We start from the raw sequence: 19,565 nt of genomic DNA, 5'->3' as shown, positions 1-19,565 counted from the left end.
ACCATGACCGTCCTCAGCCGTTGCTTGTTGGTCCTGGGTGTAATGCTGGCCGCCGCCTGCGCCCAACAACCCGCGCCCTACACTCCACCCGCCGAACGGCCGATAGCGCCCAACGAAGCGCCGTGGCCGAAGAACCACTTCCTGGGCATTGCCTATCACGACGTAGAAGATCGCGACCCCGATCAAGCCGTGGTGGCGGTGCGCACCGAGCGTTTGATCGAGCAGCTGGCGTGGCTGCGTGAAAACGGCTACCAGGCGGTCAGCGTCGACCAGATTCTGGCAGCCCGGCGCGGCGGCCCGGCATTGCCGCCCAAGGCGGTGATGCTCAGCTTCGATGACGGTTATTCCAGCTTCTACACCCGCGTGATGCCGATTCTGCGTGCCTACCACTGGCCTGCATTGCTGGCACCGGTGGGGTCTTGGATCGACACGCCGTTGAACAAACCGGTGGATTTTGCCGGTACGCCACGACCACGGGGAGAGTTCCTGACGTGGCAGCAGATTCGCGAGGTGTCGCAGTCTGGCCTGGTGGAAATCGCCGCCCACACCGACGCCAATCACAAAGGCATCCTGGCCAACCCCCAGGGCAACCTGGAACCGGCCGCCACCACGCGAAGCTTTGACCCCAAAACCAACGGCTACGAAAGCGAAGCGCAGTTCCAGGCGCGTATGCGGGCTGACGTCGCCGCGATTTCGAACAAAATCCGAACCGTCACCGGCAAGGCGCCGCGTGTATGGGTGTGGCCGTACGGGGCCGCCGATGGCACCTCGTTGGCGGTGGTCAGCGAGCACGGCTACGAGATGGCGCTGACCCTGGAGGACGGGCTCGACGACCTCGGCAACCTGATGAACAGCCCACGCTTTCTGGTGGCCTCAGACCCGGACGGCGAGCATTTTGCCAACAGCATGGTCGCCGTGCAGACCAAAGCGCCGATGCGCGTGCTGCACGTAGACCTGGACAACGTGTACGACCCCGACCCGGCCCAGCAGGCACGCAACCTCGACGTGCTGGTTCAGCGCGTGGTGGACATGGGCGCTGGCACCGTCTTCCTGCAAGCCTTTGCCGACCCCAAGGGCGACGGCCTGGTGCATTCGCTGTACTTCCCCAACCGCCATCTGCCGATGCGTGCTGACCTGTTCAACCGGGTTGCCTGGCAATTGCACACCCGTGCCCATGCCAGTGTGTACGCCTGGATGCCGGTGCTGAGTTTTGCCCTGGACCCCAAGCTGCCGCGTGTGACCCGCTGGGACCCGAAAACCGGCCAGGTCGGCCCCGACCCGGATCAATACAAACGCCTGTCGCCATTTGATCCCAAGGTGCGGCAGGTCATCGGTGAGATCTACCAAGACCTGGCGCGTGTAGGGCCGATTGACGGCATCCTTTACCACGATGATGCGGTGTTCAACGACTTCGAAGACGCCAGCCCCGCAGCACTCAAGGCCTATGCGGCCCAAGGCCTGCCGGACAGCATCGCTGCCCTGCGTGCCGACCCGGCCGTGATGCAGCGCTGGACCCGTTTCAAAAGCCGCTACCTGATCGACTTCACCCATGAGCTCACCGCCAAGGTTCGCGCCATCCGTGGGCCGCAGGTACTCACCGCGCGCAATATCTTCGCCGAGCCGATGCTCAACCCCGGCAGCGAAACCTGGTTCGCGCAGAACCTCGATGACTTCCTCCAGGCCTATGACTGGACCGCGCCGATGGCCATGCCGTTGATGGAAGGCCAGGAAGTGAAAACCTCCAACGCCTGGCTGGAAAAACTCATCGCCACGGTCAAGACGCGCCCCGGCGCGATGCAAAAAACCATCTTCGAATTGCAAGCCAAAGACTGGCGCACCCAGGCCGCACCGGATATCAGCGCTGAGCAACTGGCAGAGTGGATGGGTGTACTCAAACGCCAGGGCGTCACCAGTTTCGGCTACTACCCGGACAACTTCCTGGAAAACTCCCCGGACTTGAAGACCATCCGTCCGGCCCTCTCCAACCAATGGAACCCTTGATCATGGTTGACAGAATCCTGGCTCTATTCGTGTTGGCACTGGTACTGGGCTTGCCCCTGGGCCTGATCTTCCTGGTGACCGGGCAGTTCCTGATGGACTTCGTGTTCTTCTACCCGTTGTTCATGTCGGCGCTGTGGATCGCCGGTGGCCTTTACTTCTGGCTGCATTGGGAACGCCACTGGCCGTGGAAAGAAGACACGCCGGCGCCGACCCTGGCCGGCGAGCCGCTGATCTCGATCATCATCCCTTGCTACAACGAGGGCGATAACGTCGCTGACACCATTGGCGCGGCCCTCGGCCAGTTGTACCCGAACATCGAAGTGATCGCGGTCAACGACGGCTCCAGCGACAACACCGCCGCAGTTCTCGATGCCCTGGCGTTGCAACACCCGCGCTTGCGCGTGCTGCACCTGGCGCAGAACCAGGGCAAAGCCGTGGCCCTGCGCATGGGCGCCGTGGCCGCCCGCAGCGAATACCTGGTGTGCATCGACGGCGATGCCTTGCTCGACAAAAACGCGGCCGCCTACATGGTCGCGCCGATGCTCGACAACCCGCGCCTGGGGGCCGTCACCGGCAACCCGCGCATTCGTACCCGCTCGACCCTGATCGGCCGGGTGCAGGTGGGCGAGTTCTCCTCGATCATCGGTTTGATCAAGCGTACCCAGCGGGTATTCGGTCGGATCTTCACGGTCTCCGGTGTGGTGGTGGCGTTTCGCAAGAAGGCCCTGGACCGCATCGACTACTGGAGCACCGACATGATCACCGAGGACATCGATGTCAGTTGGAAGCTGCAACTCGATCACTGGGCGATCTTCTACGAGCCGCGCGCGCTGTGCTGGATCCTCATGCCCGAAACCGTCGGCGGCCTGTGGAAACAACGCCTGCGTTGGGCCCAGGGCGGCGCTGAAGTGCTGTTCAAGAACATCCGTGGCATCTGGCAATGGCGCCACCGCTACCTGTGGCCGCTGCTGTTCGAGTACTGCCTGTCTACCGGTTGGGCCTTTACCTTCCTGCTGTCGGTGATCTTCTGGGCCGTGGGTAAATTCGTCTCGCTGCCGGCGGCGATCACCGTGAGCTCTTTGGTGCCGCCCGCGTTCACCGGGCTGGTGCTGGCGATGGTGTGCCTGCTGCAGTTTGCGGTGAGCATCCTGATCGACCGACGCTACGAAAAAGACCTGTGGAAAACCCTGTTCTGGACCGTGTGGTACCCGATGGTGTTCTGGCTGGTCAGCCTGCTCACCACCCTGGTCAGCTTTCCCAAGGTGTTGTTCAACCAGCATCAGAAACGCGCCCGCTGGGTCAGCCCGGACCGCGGTATCAAACCTGCACAAGAGGAGGCGTGATCATGAAACTGGTCAGAACTCGCCAAAACACACTGATGTGGATCGTCGATGTGCTGCTGACCCTGCTGGCCTGGGGTGGGTTGATCTGGCTGCTGGCGCGAGGCATCAGCGCTATGCTTGAAACCCACGGCGGCCCACGCATCGAGGCGCCTATCTTTGCTGCGCTCAACACCTTGCAGGTTTACCTGTGGATCGCGCTGTTCAATGCGGTGATCCTGATCAGCTGGGCACGTTATCAGCAGCATCGCGGGCGCAAATTCGCCCAGCGCCGTGCCGAGGCCAATGCGCTGAGCGACCAGCACCTGAGTGAAAGTTTCAACTTGGGCGACGGCGACCTCGAACAACTGCGCCGCCCCGGCGTGCTGGTGATTCACAACGATGAAGAGGGCGGCGTCGAAGAAGTGAAGTCCCACGTCTCCCGCGACGTCGAACGCCCCGGCCTGACCCTGGTACCCGACAAAGACAAGGGCATTATGTAGGAGCGAGCTTGCTCGCGAAAAACGCCAGCGATAACGCGTGCTTTCTGAATAAACGCGGCGCCTGTGAGTTTTTCGCGAGCGAGCTCGCTCCTACAAAATGGCGCGAGTGCTCCCCACCTGATTCAACGCACGTGTCGCAATTCCGATAAATGGGATCCAATTCACAAAACCCCCGCGAACTTTTCCCCCTTCTCCGGTACTAACCTAACTCGGCGAACATCTGATGGCTAAGTAATGGCAGTCGGAAAGTCATTCGTCGAATCGCCATCAAAACAGTTGCCACTTGTCGGAATAATCACTGCAAGTGCCCGACTTAAACTCTTTTGATGAAAAATTATCATTAATAATCAACAGGTTAGAAAACTAATCAGTCGAACGGCTCCACGTCGCCCGTTTCTAGGCGGGCTGGAAGTTCGATGTTAGTTTCGCGGCCCTTGATTTTCGATGGATCGAACATGTCTTCGTTATTGCCACGGACCCGGTTACTGCTCTGCACCCTCCTGCTCACCTGCATGGGCCTGAACAGTGCATCCGCCGCCCCCACGCCTGGCGATCAAGACTTGATCCGCGACCGGCAGAACCGCTTGCTTGAAGAGCAACAGCGGCGCCTCCAGGAGCTGCAGGATCTGCCCGGCAAAGCGGACAAGCCCCAAGCCCCGGCAACCCCGGCCGACACCCGTTGCTTCCCGATCAAAACCATCGAACTCAAAGGCGCCGACAGCCTGCCGGCGCCCGACCGCGAGCGCTTGCTCAAGCCCTACATCGGCCAGTGCCTGGGCGTGTCCCAACTGAACGACCTGCTCAAAACCATCACCGACTACTACCTCGGCAAAGGCCGCGTCACCAGCCGTGCCTACCTGCCGCAGCAAGACCTCTCCACCGGCCATCTGCAAGTGCTGGTGGTGGAAGGCAAACTCGAAGCGTTGCGCAGCGCCGAAGGCAGCACGGTGACCGACCGCGAACTGGCCATGGCCTTTCCCGGCAAAGTTGGCGAAGCACTTAACCTGCGTGAAATCGAGCAACTGGTGGACCAGCTCAACCGCCTGCCGTCCAAACAGGCGCAGATGGAACTCACCCCCGGCAAGCAAATCGGCGGCAGCGACGTGGTGGTCAAGAACACCGCGCAAAAGCCCTGGCGCGCCAGCCTGTCGCGCAACAACGATGGGCAGAAAAGCACCGGCGAACAGCAATGGGGCGCTGGCCTTGAGTGGGACAGCCCACTCGGCCTGGGCGACCAACTGATGCTGCGCGGCGGCCACGACGCCATCAGCGACCACCAGAAAACCTCGAAAAACACCATGCTCTACTACAACCTGCCCTGGGGCTGGTGGAACTTCAGCTACACCTACAGCGAAAGCGACTACCGCACCTACGGCGTGACCGACGGCTTCAAATTCAAGCAGGACGGCGACAACCAGAACCACCAACTGCGCGCCGAGCGGGTGATCCATCGCGACGATGTGAGCAAGACCTCGGTCAACGTCGGCCTGGCGCACCTGCGCACCAACAACTACATCCTCGACGCACGCACCGAGGCCAGCAGCAACCGCCTCAGCGAACTGCAACTGGGCGTCAACCACGGTCGGCGCATCGGCAGTGCCTTCGTCAACCTGGACCTTGGCATGCAAAGCGGCATCGGCCTGCTCGACGCCCAGTCTCAAGACGAGCGTGACCCGCTCGGTCGGCGCCAGCCCAATTCGCGCTACCGCAAATACACCGCCACCGTCAGCTACCTGCAACCGTTCAGCCTGTGGGGCGAGTCGTTCAGCTTCAGCAGTTTGGCCACCGGCCAACGCAGCGAAGACATTCTGTTTTCGCCCCAGCGCATGAGCCTCGGCGGCTCGGCCTCGGTGCGCGGTTTCAAGGACCAGTTGCTGACCGGCGACAGCGGCGGCTACTGGCGCAACGAAGTGCGCTGGGCACGCCCGGTGACCCTCGACTGGATGCGCCCGGCCTTCGCCGAGTACGGCGCCAGTGTCGGCTACGACCAAGGCGTGATCCGCAACGACCGCTACAACGGCAACGTGCATGGCCGGGTGTCCAGCAACTCCCTGGAGCTGTTCGCCCGTGGCAAACACGTCAGCACCAGCGTGACCTTTGCTCATTCGTTAGAAAGACCCGGTGTAGTCACCGAGCGCGAAGCGCCGATCTACTTCCGCATGGATTTTTTCCTGTAATTCAACGCCCCGCTGCATGAGAGCCTGACAATGGATGTTCGCCAATTCGCCTTCCTGGCCCGCCAACCTTCTGCCGCCCTGAAGCGCAGGGACGCGTTCTTCGGCCTGCCCAAGCGCGGGCTGGCGTTGATCCTTGCCAACGCACTGTTCTGGCAGCCGCTGCTGGCCCAGGCCGAGGGCATTGTGGTCAGTGCGCCGGGCACGACGGTCGGCCAGGCGGGCAATGGCGTGCCGGTGGTAAACATCGCTACCCCCAATGGCGCGGGCTTATCCCATAACCAGTTCAAGGACTACAACGTCGGCCCCAACGGCGTGATCCTCAACAACGCCAACGGCACCATGACTAACACCCAACTGGGCGGGATCATTGTCGGCAACCCCAACCTCAAGGGCGGCGCGGCGAACGTCATCCTCAACGAAGTCAACGGCGGCAGCCCCAGCCAGTTGCGCGGCTATACCGAAGTGGCGGGGCAGTCGGCCAAGGTCATCGTCGCCAACCCGTACGGCGTGACGTGCAGCGGTTGCGGCTTTATCAACACCCCCAACGTCACCCTCACCACCGGCAAACCGGTGCTCGACGCCAGCGGCCAATTGCAGCGCTATGAAGTGGATGGCGGCGCCGTGACCATCGACGGCCAGGGCTTGAACGCCAGCAACGTCGAACGCTTCGACATCATCACCCGCTCGGCCAAGATCAACGCACAAATCAACGCCCGCGAACTCAACGTGATCGCCGGGCGCAACGACGTCGATGCGCAAAGCCTGAAAACCACCCCCCGCGCCGATGACGGCAGCGCCAAGCCGGAGCTGGCGATCGACTCCTCGGCCCTGGGTGGCATGTATGCCGGCGCGATCAAACTGGTGGGCACCGAAGCCGGTGTGGGCGTGAAGCTCGACGGCACCCTGGCCGCCAGTGGCGGCGATATTCAGCTCGACGCCAACGGGCGCCTGAGCATGGCGCAGGCGGCGGCCACCGGTAACGTCAAGATCACCGCGCAAAACATCGACCTCACCGACAAGGTCTACGCCAACGGCAACGTGCAGGTCACCAGCGCCCAGGCTTTGGTCAACCGCAAGAGCATCGCCGCCGACCAGCGCATCGAGATCAACGCGGCCAGCGTGAACAACCCCGGCATCATCGAAGCCGGCGTCGCCGCCGATAACAGCCGCAACACCACCGGCGATCTGGTGGTAAACGCGCAAACCGTCACCACCAGCGGCAACCTGTTGGCCAGCCGCGCACTGGCGATTACCGCCGCGCAGGCGCTGACCAACCAGGGCGCGATCATCCAGGCGAAGACCGTCGAGGTCAGCAGCGCCAAACTCACCAACCAGGGCGCCAGCGCTCGCCTGTTTGGCGAGCAGAGCCTGGCGATCAACTCGCCGGCCATCGTCAACCTCGGCGGCTTGATCCGCTTCGGCGAAGGCCAGGCCGCCACGCTCAACAGCGCCTCCCTGGACAACCGCCAGGGCCGTATCGAAATGGCCGGTGGCAGCCTAGTGCTCACCAGCGCCGACCTGAACAACAGCGGTGGGCAAGTCATCGCCAACGACCTGACCGTCAACGCCGGCAGCCTGAACAACCAGAACGGCGTACTAGTGGCCAAGACCGCGACCGTCACTGCCAGCAACCTCGACAACAGCCTCAAGGGCCTGATCCAGGCCGACGGCGGCGCGCTCAACCTCGCCGTTTCCAACACCTTCAACAACAATCAGGGTTTCGCCCAGGCCAGCACCGATCTGAACGTTACGGCCGGCACCCTCAGCAGCAACGCAGGCGGCGTACTGAGCGCCGACACCGGCAAGCTCACCCTCACCGCCGCACAACAGCTCAACAACGCCCAGGGCCGCTTGCAGGCCGGGCAGGGCGATATCGAACTGCACGCCGCCAACCTGGATAACCAGGGCGGCACGATCGTCGGCAAGCAACTGCTGCTCGACGTGGCCGGCGGCGACATCGACAACCGCGCCGGGCGCGTGTTGGGTGACCACCTCGACGTGCGCGCCTCGGGCCTCGACAACCGCAACGCCGGCCTGCTGGCCGGTGGTGCCCTGGGCGTAAGCCTGCTGCTCAAAGGCCCGGGCCAGTTGCTCAACGCCCAGGGCCGCATCCAGAGCGAGGGCCTGCTGCAACTGCAAGGCGAGCGCTTGGACAACAGCGCCGGCATCCTGCTGGGCCAGACCGTCGACGTCACCGCGCAGACCTTCACCAACAGCAACAAAGGCGCGCTGGTCAGCAACGGCGGCGACGTGGTGCTCAAGGTCAGCGACCTGCTCACCAACGTCGGCGGCCAGATCGACGCGGGCGAACGCAGCGTGCTGGTCAAGCAGCTCACCACCCTCAACAACGACGGCGGCACCCTGCGCGGCAAGCGCCTGGACATCGCCGCCCAGCACCTGAACAACGACAACGGCCAACTGCTGGCCGGCGCCGAAGGCCTGAGCTACAGCGGCCAGGATGTAAGCAACCGCAAAGGCCTGATCCTCAGCGGCGGCGCCCTCACCGAACTGAACACCACCCGCCTGGATAACCAGGGCGGCACCGTGCAGGGCGACAGCCTGAGCGTCACCGCCAACAGCGTCGACAACGCCAGCGGCGGCCTGATGGCCAGCCTGGTCGGCAACCTGCAACTCACCGTAGAAGCCCTGGCCAACCGTGGCGGCAAGCTGTTCGGCAAAGAACAAGTGACCGTCAGCGGCGCCAGCCTCGACAACAGCGCGGGCGGCCAGGTCAGCGGCAATCAGATCAACCTGACCTCACGCGACACCCTCACCAACCAGGGCGGCCTGATCGAAGCCAACCAGGGCCTGACCCTTACCGGCGGCAACCTGGATAACAGCGCCAACGGCCAACTGCGTGCATTGGGCGGCGCCAGCAGCAAACTCAACCTCAGCGGCGCGCTGAACAACCAGAATGGCACCCTCGAATTCGGCAGCCAGGCCTTCAGCCTTGACGCTGCCAGCCTCAACAACCAGAACGGCATGCTGCAACACGCCGGCACCGGCCTGTTCCACCTCAACACCGCCAGCCTCGAAGGCAGCCAGGGCAATATCCAGGGCATGGGCAGCGCCGACTGGGCATTCGGTAAAGTCGATGGCCTGGGCCGCGTGCAACTCAACGACGTGCTCACCTACAAGAGCGACCAAGGGCTGGCCCTCAAGGCCGGCGACCGCATGGCCAGCGCCAAGGGCTTGATCCTCAACGTGGCCAGCCTGGACAACGGCGGCGAACTGCTCAGCGATGGCGACATCAGCATCACCACCGGCGATATCACCAACAGCGGCCGCGTCTCGGCCCTGCAAACACTCACCGTCGCCGCCAACAACCTCAGCCAGAACGGCGGCCGCCTGGCAGCCACCAATACGCGCCTGACCCTGGGCGGCACCCTGGACAACCTCGGCTTCCTCACCGCCCGCCAGCAACTGGACATCGCCGCCGCGCAAATCAACAACCGTGGCACCCTCGGTGCCCAGGGCGCAGTGAACCTCACCGCAGTCAACGGCATCACCAATGCCGCCGACACGCTGCTGTTCAGCGGCGGCGACATGACCTTGCGCAGCAATGGCTTCAGCAACAGCTATGGCGATGTCTACAGCAAAGGCAACCTGAGCTTCGCCGCCCGCGATGGCGGGCGTGCCGTGCTGTTCAGCAACCGCTCCGGCACCGTGGAAAGCGAAGGCTCGATCGCCATCAATGCGGGCTTTATCGAAAACGCCAAAGACGCATTCGAACTCGGGCAAACGCTGACCACCGGCAGCTTGAGTTGGATCTGTGGCCAGCACTGCGGCGAGAGCGACAACTGGGAACGCGGCGAGATCACCATCTACGAGACGTACCTTGAGGCGGCGACCAAGGACTCGGTAGCGGCACGCCTGGTGGCGGGCAAAAACATGCTGCTGCAAGGCGACAACGTGCAGAACCGCTACAGCCTGATGGCCGCCAATGGCGACCTGAGCATCACCGCCGGTGACCTGCTCAACCAGGGCGCCGCCACGCGCACGGGCCAGCGCAAGCTTGTCATCGGCACGCCAGGTCACGTCTCCGACGATTTGTTTGAACGCATGCAATACGTCGACGTGCCCGCGTTCAATGCGGCCACGGCGGCCGGGAATTTCGACAAGGCGCGCTTCGAAGAACTGAAAAGCCGCTCACCCAATAGCCTGCCGTTCGCCTACGCAAGTGACGTGACCACCTGGACCAACAACAGCGGCCCCGGCTACGACGCCACCCTGCAAGCGGGCGGCACGGTCAACCTCAACGTCGCCCGCACCCTGCAAAACGGCACGCTGCACAACAACACCTTGGCCCAGTTGACCGGCACCCTCGGCGACGACCAGACCGGCATCCCCGTCGGCGGCATCAATATCAACCTGAGCAAACACGTCAACGACCCGAGCGCCCAGGCGCCCGGCAGCGTATTGCCCGTGGTAGGCGTGGCCCCTGGTGGCGGCTTCGTGCCCGTGGACTACACCGGCACCGCGTTTGCCCCGGTCGACCCCACCACCTCGCCCACCTTCCAACTGCCCAAGGGCGAGTACGGCCTGTTCGTCAAAAACGCCGACCCCGCCAGCCACTACCTGATCGAAACCAACCCCGAGTTCACTTCCGTATCGGGCTTCCTCAGCTCCGACTACCTGCTCGGCAAGCTCGGCTTCAACGCCGACAACGCCTGGCGCCGCCTCGGTGACGGCCAGTACGAAACCCGCTTGATCCGCGACGCCGTGCTCGCGCAAACCGGCCAGCGCTTCCTCGCCGGCGGCCTGTACAGCGACGCCGACCAGTTCCGCTACCTGATGGACAACGGCCTTGCCAGCAAAGACGCCCTGCGCCTGAGCCTGGGCGTGGCCCTCACCGACCAGCAAGTCGGCGCCCTGACCCACGACATCGTGTGGATGGAAAACCGCGTCATCGACGGCCAGACCGTGCTCGTACCGGTGCTGTACCTGGCCCAGGCCGACTCGCGCAACGTGCGCGGCAACAGCCTTATCCAGGGCCGCGACCTCAACCTGGTCACCGGCGGTGACCTGATCAACGTCGGCACCCTGCGCGCCAGCAACAACCTCTCCGCCATCAGCAGCGGCAGCATCTACACCGGCGGCCTGGTCGAAGCCGGCAACAACCTCAACCTGCTCGCCCAAGACAGCATCCGCAACGCCATGGCCGGCGAAATCCGCGGCAAACAAGTCAGCCTCACGGCGCTCAAAGGCGACATCACCAACGAGACCACCGCCATCCAGGTACGTGACGGCGCCGGCATGCGCACCCTCACCGACACCAGCGCCGGCACCATCGTCGCCCGCGAAAACCTCGCCATCGACGCCGGCCGCGACCTCACCAACCGAGGCGCTCTCACCGCTGGCAACGACGCCAACCTCACCGCCGGCCGCGACCTCAACCTCATCGCCGCCAGCGACACCCGCGTCAAACACGAAACCCGCGACGGCGGCGAGAAATCCAGCATCACCACCGACGTCAAAAACCTCGCCGCCAGCGTCACGGCGGGCGGCAACCTCAACATGCAGGCCGGGCAAGACGTCAACATCATTGGCAGCACCGCCACCGCCGGCAAAGACCTCAACATCGCCGCCGGCCGCGACCTCAACGTCGCCTCGGTCAGCGACATGCACAACGTCGAGGGCAAGGAAAAGGACGGCAAAAAGCGCATCAAGACCTCGGACGACCAGACCACTCAAGTGGCGAGCGTACTGACGGCGGGTGGGGATTTTGTCAGCCAGGCGGGGCGTGATACCACGATTGTGGCGAGCAGGATCAGTGCGGGGAATGAGGCTTATCTGTATAGCGGGGATAAGTTGAGTTTGTTGGCTGCGCAGAACAGCACCTACAGCCTTTACGACATGAAGGAGAAGGGGGGCTGGGGCGCGAAGAAGACCAAGCGTGATGAGGTGACCCACGTCACGAATGTGGGGACTGAGATCAAGACTGGTGGTGATCTGTCACTGGTCAGTGGCGGTGATCAGTTGTATCAGCGGGCCAAGCTTGAGAGTGGTAACGACCTGGCGATCACCAGTGGCGGTGCGGTGACGTTCGAGGCAGTCAAAGACCTGCACCAGGAGAGTCACGAGAAAAGCAAGGGTGACCTGGCTTGGACCAGCGCCAAGGGCAAGGGTAATACCGACGAGACGTTGCGCCAAAGTGAGTTGAAGGCACAGGGTGAGTTGGCGATCAAGGCGGTTAACGGGCTGAAGATCGACATTAAACAGATTGATCAGAACACGGTTAGCCAGACGATTGATGTGATGGCCAAAGCAGACCCACAGTTGGCTTGGTTGAAAGAAGCCGAGAAGCGTGGGGATGTGGATTGGCGGCAAGTGCAGGAACTGCATGATTCGTTCAAGTACAGCCATTCCAGCTTAGGCCAAGGAGCCATGCTGGCGATCATCATCGTAGTGACAGTTTTGACGGCTGGGGCCGCAAGTAGCGTCGCGGGCGCTGCTGCGGGTGCCAGTGCCGGGTCTGGTACGGCAATGGCTGCGGCAGGCAGTTCGGCTATGGTCTCAGCTGGTACGGCGGTTGGGACCGCAGCAGCCGGTTGGGGCAACGTTATGGCAACTGCTGCGTTAACTTCAGTTGCCAGTGGAAGCACCGTCAGCTTCATCAATAACGGCGGAAACATCGGTGCAACTTTTCAAGACATTACGTCAAGCAAAGCCTTGAAGGGGTATGCAACTGGGGCGTTAGCTGCAGGTTTTACCGCTGGCGTGCTTGATCCTGCGTTTGGTGTAACTGGCGACAACGTCAATCACATTACAAAAGGGTTTGACCTCAGTTCCGCGTCTGACATCGGTAGGTTTGCCGTCTATTCGGGGGCGCAAGGAGTTGCCCAAGCAAGTTTAAGCACTGCTATTCAAGGCGGTAGTTTTGGAGACAATCTCGGTAGTTCCCTACGGTCGCAGTTGCAGAGCACGTTGCAAGCGGTCGCCTTTAACGCTGTAGGCGATTACTCGAAAGGCCAAAAATGGTCAGAATCAGGGCCTCAAAAAATCGCTCTGCATGCTTTGGTTGGCGGGCTTTTGAGTGAAGCTGGCGGCGGCAGTTTTGCTACGGGCGCTCTCGCTGCTGGAGCTAACGAAGCACTGGTAACCTCACTGGCGAAAGTGGTAGATGGCGATCCAGCGTTGTTGCTAGCCGCTTCGCAATTGGTCGGAATTGCGGCCGCTGGTGCGACTGACGGTGACGTGCAGAAAGGTGCTGAAATCGCGAAAAATGCCACGGCCTATAACTACCTAAATCACCATGAAGTTGATGATTTAGTTAAGGATTTGAAAGGGTGCCGTGGGGCAGCCAGCCCTTCATCCTGCCGTAGCGATGTGGCTACTAAGTACGCAGGAATCAGCGATAAGAAAACTGGCATTACGCTGCTGAAGTGTGATGATCCTACGAGTTGTAATGCGCAGCGCCTAGACGTGGAGGCGGGTAATGCAGCGCTGGATAAATATGATCAGAGCGGCGGGCTCAACAAAGCAGAACAGTCTATCGTTCGGGGCTTCCAAGATAAGAATCAGGACGACACGCGCCTCGCGGTGCAGCAAACTATGAAGGGTGATCATGCCGAAATGGTTGGCATGATGTTCGGCGGTGGGTTAGGAGGGGCAGGTAAGGTTGCTGGGCGAGTCGTTGAAGGAGCAGAGTTAGGAGCAGCCAAAGGCGCTGCGTCTAAGAATGCAAACGCAACAAGCATGTTTACGGATTCCGAAACCGCTGCACTGGCCGAGAGGAATGTTATAGAAGGGGCGGCTAAGGGCGCGGCTCCGAAAGTAGCCGCAGAGGGAAAGGTAGGTGGACAAACCTTCCAAGACGTCAATCAGACCTCTCGTCCGCTCAACGAGGCAGACCCGAAAATACCTTCGTTGATCACGGATAGGATTGCAGATAAAGCTGCTACGAATCCTGGCAAGCTTTATCCAAACGGAAATATGAAAGATGCCCACGCAGAAATAGGTGTGATTCAGCAAGCATATAGCTCTGGTAAAACTGCGGGGGCGGACATGTCCATGACGGTCGCAGGAAAAGATGTATGCGGTTTCTGCAAAGGTGACATTGCTGCTGCCGCAGAAAAAGCTGAGTTGAAATCGCTCACCGTGAAAGCTATAGATGATAAAACGGGACTTCCGAAAAACTATTACTGGGAGTCAGGCATGAAGTCCATTAAGGAGAAAAATAGATGATAATTGGAGGGTATACACTTAATCCTGAACACGGTAGATTGCAAATCCCTCTTGTTCGCCAACCGTCCCTGGAAGATGTGAAGTCCATTATAAGCAAGTATAGAAAATTTGACGGTGTCGCTTCGTTGTCTATTTCACCGACGCCTGAATATGGACCGTATGAAATCAATCTTTACGCTGATTCTGGAAATTATCTTTTGATGCTAAATCAATACCTTGAAGATGGTGAGCACGTCGTGCGTACTCTTAATAATACGTCGATGGGGACAAGTTCAGTTGAGATTTTGGGCGACTATTACCCGGCGAGTTTCATAACTAGAGATATAGGTGTCGTTACTTCTTGTTTTCAAGAGTTTTTGAATTTTGGTGATGTGAGTTCGTTCGTCTTGAGTGCATAGAAATAATAGAAATGTAATAAAAGAGTAAAAGGGGACAGATTTATTTTAATTCGAGATGGCGGTAAAGCCCTATTAAATAAATCTGTCCCCTTTATTCCAGTCACGGTACTCCAGTCAGCAATATATTAAACCAAATTCCAGGGTTTAATGGGTTTGCTACATTGCACGATGGTTGGATGATTAACTTGAAAGCTCACAAACAAGCTGATATGTCGTTTTTTGAAAATTTGGGCAGCATGCCGCCTGCTCTGCTTGTAAATTATGGAGCACTGTACGATAAGTACCGCCCAGCAATTGAGTCGCAGAAAAAGCGTGAAAATTAATAAATGGCTTTTGGTAGTATTATTGTCGGCCTTGGCTGGCTGCGCACCTTCCCATTCCAATTGGGAAAATGGAATGAATCTATGGGTAGGTACTCATTTCGATTCCCACCTTTACAAAGACTGCACTCGAGGATGTGGCGACTCATATTGGTCGCCTGTAAATAAAAATAAGACCTTTGATAAGGTTGTTGATGAAAACGGAGGCAGGCGGTATTACATAAGTTGGATTAGAGATTGCCGATATTCGGTTTTTGTCGCTGCGGATCGGCTAATAAAGTCATGGAGATACGAAACTTCTAACGTAAAAGGATGTTATGTCTTTTAACTGTTGTTTTAAGGGAAAAGAAAAGAGAGAAAAGGGGGCGAGAGAAAAGGAAGAGAAAAGGGGGCGGATTTATTTAAATGGCTAAGTAAAAAATAAATCTGTTTCGAATGGAGCTGCGATCGAAGGGGACAGATCTATTTGCATGGAGCCGTTTCGGTGAAGAGTCGAATATAGGATATATTTTTTTTAGAGCAGAAAAGGGGGCAGATTTATTTAAATTAGAGTTGAAGAGCATATTAAATAAATCTGTCCCCTTTTGTTCCTTTTGTTCTTTTGTTCGCAACGGCCCGTGAGAACTCTTATCCAGGACGAATCAGGCCGGTATTGGTTGCAAGGGCAAGGTGGGGGAAAATTACCCCTTCAGGTTCTTACGATTTTGTCACATTGCCGGATGGGACTATCAAGGTAAGCCGCCCAAATGTGAATGAGCAATTTTCAACCCATCTGGGGTAGCGTGGGGGGGAAGTTAAATATGCCGGCTCTATACGCTTTGGTAATAATGACGGTCCAGAGCGAGGAAAAATAACAAGATGGGATAATAGTTCCGGTCATTATCAGCCACCTGCTACTCTAAAGGCTAACTCTGGGTTACCGGAAAACTCATTTAATCCAAGGGAATAGTTTGGTATGGATTCAAGATTGATATCACTCTGTAAAGAGTTGGCGAAAATGACTTCTGATCAGGCGGCAGCTTGGATATTGAGCCGGTACCCGCTTACTTCAGATAATTGGGGTGAAGCTTTATTACTCCTTCCTCATAGATCTTGGAAAAAACCAGGGCAGAAACGTTTAGCGGATTATTATTTTAAGAAAATTCCGTTCTCTAGCGCTAGAGGATATGAAACCTTCGCGTCAATTATGCCAGTTAAGTTAATGGTTGCATGCATTAACGATGCATTGCCCAAAGATCCTAGCAGGCTCGAGTTATTGTTTTATCATCTTGTCCCAGTGCTTAAGCGTTTTGCGAAGAATGATGCAGATCGAAAAATTATTGAGACTTTACTTTCGGCTTTTTCGATAAATTTTCCAAAAGATAATTGAGAACAAAAGGAGGCGGTTTGTTTGATCTTGCTAGAGAAGTGAAAAAAGGGAGCGGAAAAAAAGGGAGCAGATTTATTTGAATTAGGGTTGAAAAATCTATTAAAAAAATCTGTCCCCTTTTTCTGATTTCCGGATCAGCATCAGGGTGGAATACATCGTGCTGGAGGTGTGCCCAGAGAGATTTTTTCAGATAAAAAGTAGGGGGTGAAGGTGGATATTAAAACTTTTTTGAAGAGTAAGAAAGAAGAGCATTTGCTTGATGGCTTGGCTGCTGTAGATGATGTCAGTCTTAATGCAATAAAGGTAGGGCAGAAAAATGCTCCTGATGATTACTTGGAGTTTTTGCAGGAGTTCGGAAGTGGGGAAATTGAAACAGCCGGATTTATGCTTTATAACGGCCTCCTAGAGGCAAGTGATATTTTTGATGATGAGACTGCGGCGCAATTCGAAAGTGTTATGATTTTTGGTGATGATATGCAGGGGCGATGTGTCGGTTTTGATAAAAATGATAAATGGGCTGTAGTGAAAATAGACTCTGCAGATATGAGTGTTAAGAAGTTATGTGAAACATTTTCTTTGTTTGTTTATAGTTTGTTGAGGTGACTCTGGGAGAAAAGGGAAGGAAATGGGAAGGGAAAGTGATTAAGCCTAGATCAAGGTGGCAGGCGTTTTTGTTATTGTTGATTTATCTGTTTTTATTGTTTTTGTTGGTGGGGGTTATCGCAAAGCTCATGGGGGCGCTGGTTAATTATTCAAAGATTGGTGTATGGGACTTTAGTTGGGCTGAAATCGTAGATATGTTACCCGGTGTTTTTGCCTATGCAATACCTACTGGGGTAGGCGTTTGGATACAGTCCTGGTTGAAAAATCGTAAAGAGAGTGGCCAAGGGAATTGAGCGCAAAGCGGGCGACACAAAGGCCGCCCGATTTTCACTCAGGACGGATCGGCATTAAGCCTGCGACTGATGACATCCAGCAAATCACACCCATCGCGCAGCGGAATGGCCAGCAAATGGGCGAAGTCTGAAAGTACTACGGCATCGCTGCTGAGTTGTTCGCGGAAGGCCAGGTTTTCCAGCAGTTGGGTGACGGCCCGAATGCGGTGCACGGCGGCGTCGTGAAGGACGTCGAGAGGTGCCTGGGTGTCGATGATCAGGGCTGGGACGGTGCAGTCGTGGCCGGTTAGGGGAATGTATCGATTCATCATTAAGCTCTCTGGATTATTGAGGGCTCGTTCTTCGGGTCGCCAAACCCGGTCGCTTTTTGAGCGACGGCCGGACTATAAGCCGCACCACCAAGCCCGCGCAAGGCATCAAAATGCCGCTGCTTCGGAGCGTGCCCGCAGCCGCTAACGTCTTGCCACCTATTGCCGACATACTGCCCACGAACAAACGCACTACGACTATGCAAATCCGAAAGCCTCACCCCAAACATTAAAGGACCAATGTGAAAAACCTCCTCCTCATTCTCTTCGCCACCCTCATCCTCGGCGGCTGCGTCAGCCACCCCCTCACTCCCGAAAACCGCGCGCAGATCAAGACCGTCAAAGTCCTGCCCGTGAAGTGGGAAAAGAACATGGTGTACTTCGGCCGCGAACAGGCCTGGGGCGCGGCCCTGGGTGCCGGGGTTGGCGCAGGTGTTGGCATGGCCAGCGGGGCGTCCAAGCTGGGTACTGCGGCGTTGAGTGGCGCCGGGTTTGCCGGCGGCATGAAGCTTGGGCAGTTGGCCGAGATGCCGACGCCGGTGGCTATTCTGACGGTGATGGAGGCGGAAAAACTCGATGTAGGCGTGTTGCTCAAGCAGGGCTTTGTCGATGAGTTGGGTAAGACTTCGACGCTCAAGGTGGTCGGCGATGATGAGCCCGCCGATGCGCAGATTCAGCTGACCGTGTCCGAGTGGGGCTTTCGCCTGACCCAGGGTTTCAGCAGTGTGATTTATCCGACCCTTAACGTGTTAGCGCAGATGGATCGCGGCGATGAGATGATCTGGCGCACCTTTGAAGCGGTTACGCCGTTCAATGGCCAGAACGTCTATGGCTACACGCCGCTCACTTACCGCACTGACCCTGAAGCCTTGCGCCGGGCGTTGACCGGGATTACGCAGATCTCTGCGCAGTATCTGGTGAAGGAGCTCAAGTAGGGCTGTGCGAAGGCTGGCGGCTGTTGGTGGGCGGGCTTGGGCTAATGCCAGTGAGTTAAGGATTTTTTTGTAGGAGCGAGCTTGCTCGCGAAAAACCTACAGGCGCCGCGTTTATTCAGAAAGCACGCTTTATCGTTGACGTTTTTCGCGAGCAAGCTCGCTCCTACAGTAGACGTGTGCTTATGAAGGCCGTGTGTCTGTTGCTGCACTACCGTTTTCGCAGGCAAGCCAGCTCCCACATTTGATCTTCGTTGCTTCGAGTATTGCGGTCGGCAGTAGGCTAAGCCCCCCGACCTATGGCCGAAACAACTTGAGAACCGCTCTCAACCCCGTAAAATGCCGCAGCCGTTGCATCACCGTCTTTCAGGGAAGAATTCAGGCCAGTGCGTTTTCAGGCTGCCTTTCTCCTTGGAAAACCCAGCAACGCTGATTTCCTCACCCAAGGAGCACTCTGTGAAGACACTGTCCAAAATCCTGCTGTCGGGCCTCACCGCCGCGGCGCTGTTGACCGTGGCCGGTTGCGCCACCGAGAGCAACCGCGCGATGCCGGTGGAGCAAGTCGCCAGCGCCCACGTGGCCTATTCCGGCGTGCGTGTGCCGATTGCCGTGGGCAAGTTCGATAACCGCTCCAGCTACATGCGCGGCATCTTCTCCGATGGCGTTGACCGTCTCGGCGGCCAGGCCAAGACCATCCTCATCACCCACTTGCAGCAGACCAACCGCTTCAGCGTGCTGGACCGCGACAACATGGGCGAAATCTCCCAGGAAGCCAAAATCAAAGGCACCGTGCAGAAGCTCAAGGGCGCTGACTATGTGGTGACTGGCGATGTGACCGAGTTCGGCCGCAAAGAAACCGGCGACCGCCAGCTGTTCGGCATTCTCGGCCGTGGCAAGACACAAGTGGCCTACGCCAAAGTCGCGTTGAATATCGTCAACATCAACACCTCCGAAGTGGTGTATTCCACCCAGGGCGCCGGTGAGTACGCGCTGTCCAACCGTGAAGTGATCGGCTTCGGCGGCACCGCCAGCTATGACTCCACCCTCAATGGCAAGGTGCTGGACCTGGCCATGCGCGAAGCGATCAACCGCCTGGTCGACGGCATCAACGCTGGCGCCTGGAACCCGCGTAACTGATCAGCCACACCACAAGGA

Annotated in this window: 12 protein-coding genes; 11 read left to right on the top strand and 1 reads right to left on the bottom strand. The window is 58.3% G+C overall.

All coding sequences use genetic code 11. The annotated features are described in order from the left end of the window. The first annotated feature begins 3 nt into the window (after positions 1 to 3). The 9 genes from pgaB (at position 4) to HU730_RS12370 (ending at position 17,170) form a co-directional block, all read left to right on the top strand. Entirely contained in the window at positions 4 to 2,001 is a 1,998-nt protein-coding gene (pgaB, locus tag HU730_RS12410) for a poly-beta-1,6-N-acetyl-D-glucosamine N-deacetylase PgaB (RefSeq protein ID WP_186526689.1), read from the top strand. A gap of 2 nt (positions 2,002 to 2,003) precedes the next feature. Then, the gene (gene pgaC, locus HU730_RS12405) at positions 2,004 to 3,344 is read left to right on the top strand and encodes a poly-beta-1,6-N-acetyl-D-glucosamine synthase (protein WP_034125430.1); all 1,341 of its coding nucleotides are present in this window, start codon (positions 2,004 to 2,006) and stop codon (positions 3,342 to 3,344) included. A 2-nt stretch (positions 3,345 to 3,346) separates the two neighbouring features. Next, positions 3,347 to 3,823, top strand: coding sequence for a poly-beta-1,6-N-acetyl-D-glucosamine biosynthesis protein PgaD (pgaD, locus tag HU730_RS12400; RefSeq protein ID WP_034125431.1), 477 nt, complete (start codon positions 3,347 to 3,349; stop codon positions 3,821 to 3,823). Positions 3,824 to 4,278: 455 nt separating this feature from the next. Next, complete coding sequence (locus HU730_RS12395; RefSeq protein ID WP_186526690.1) at positions 4,279 to 6,000, top strand: ShlB/FhaC/HecB family hemolysin secretion/activation protein; 1,722 nt, start codon at positions 4,279 to 4,281, stop codon at positions 5,998 to 6,000. A 30-nt stretch (positions 6,001 to 6,030) separates the two neighbouring features. Next, positions 6,031 to 14,187, top strand: coding sequence for a DUF637 domain-containing protein (locus HU730_RS12390; RefSeq protein ID WP_186526691.1), 8,157 nt, complete (start codon positions 6,031 to 6,033; stop codon positions 14,185 to 14,187). Further along, positions 14,184 to 14,585: a hypothetical protein gene (locus HU730_RS12385; protein WP_054896839.1), complete on the top strand. Its 402-nt coding sequence runs from the start codon at positions 14,184 to 14,186 to the stop codon at positions 14,583 to 14,585. Before HU730_RS12390 ends, HU730_RS12385 begins: the two co-directional genes overlap by 4 nt. A gap of 1,317 nt (positions 14,586 to 15,902) precedes the next feature. Beyond that, a complete protein-coding gene (locus tag HU730_RS12380; RefSeq protein WP_232104052.1) occupies positions 15,903 to 16,274 on the top strand; it encodes a hypothetical protein in 372 nt (123 codons plus the stop codon). A 210-nt stretch (positions 16,275 to 16,484) separates the two neighbouring features. Beyond that, positions 16,485 to 16,877, top strand: coding sequence for an SMI1/KNR4 family protein (locus HU730_RS12375; RefSeq protein ID WP_106117644.1), 393 nt, complete (start codon positions 16,485 to 16,487; stop codon positions 16,875 to 16,877). 74 nt (positions 16,878 to 16,951) lie between these two features. Then, on the top strand, positions 16,952 to 17,170 hold the full coding sequence (locus HU730_RS12370) for a hypothetical protein (protein ID WP_217862448.1): 219 nt from the start codon (positions 16,952 to 16,954) through the stop codon (positions 17,168 to 17,170). A 38-nt stretch (positions 17,171 to 17,208) separates the two neighbouring features. On the opposite strand, the gene HU730_RS12365 is transcribed toward HU730_RS12370, so the two are convergent. Then, on the bottom strand, positions 17,209 to 17,466 hold the full coding sequence (locus HU730_RS12365) for a hypothetical protein (protein WP_005783616.1): 258 nt from the start codon (positions 17,464 to 17,466) through the stop codon (positions 17,209 to 17,211). A 254-nt stretch (positions 17,467 to 17,720) separates the two neighbouring features. Between HU730_RS12365 and HU730_RS12360 the strand changes: the two genes are divergently transcribed. Next, positions 17,721 to 18,413 (top strand): hypothetical protein, encoded by a 693-nt coding sequence (locus tag HU730_RS12360; protein WP_078819981.1) that lies wholly within the window; start codon positions 17,721 to 17,723, stop codon positions 18,411 to 18,413. A 453-nt stretch (positions 18,414 to 18,866) separates the two neighbouring features. Beyond that, on the top strand, positions 18,867 to 19,547 hold the full coding sequence (locus HU730_RS12355) for a CsgG/HfaB family protein (protein WP_005783620.1): 681 nt from the start codon (positions 18,867 to 18,869) through the stop codon (positions 19,545 to 19,547). Positions 19,548 to 19,565 lie beyond the last annotated feature (18 nt).

The organism is Pseudomonas sp. SWRI22, assembly GCF_014268395.2.
Lineage (GTDB): Bacteria > Pseudomonadota > Gammaproteobacteria > Pseudomonadales > Pseudomonadaceae > Aquipseudomonas > Aquipseudomonas paracarnis.
This window is presented reverse-complemented; position numbering and strand designations above follow the sequence as displayed.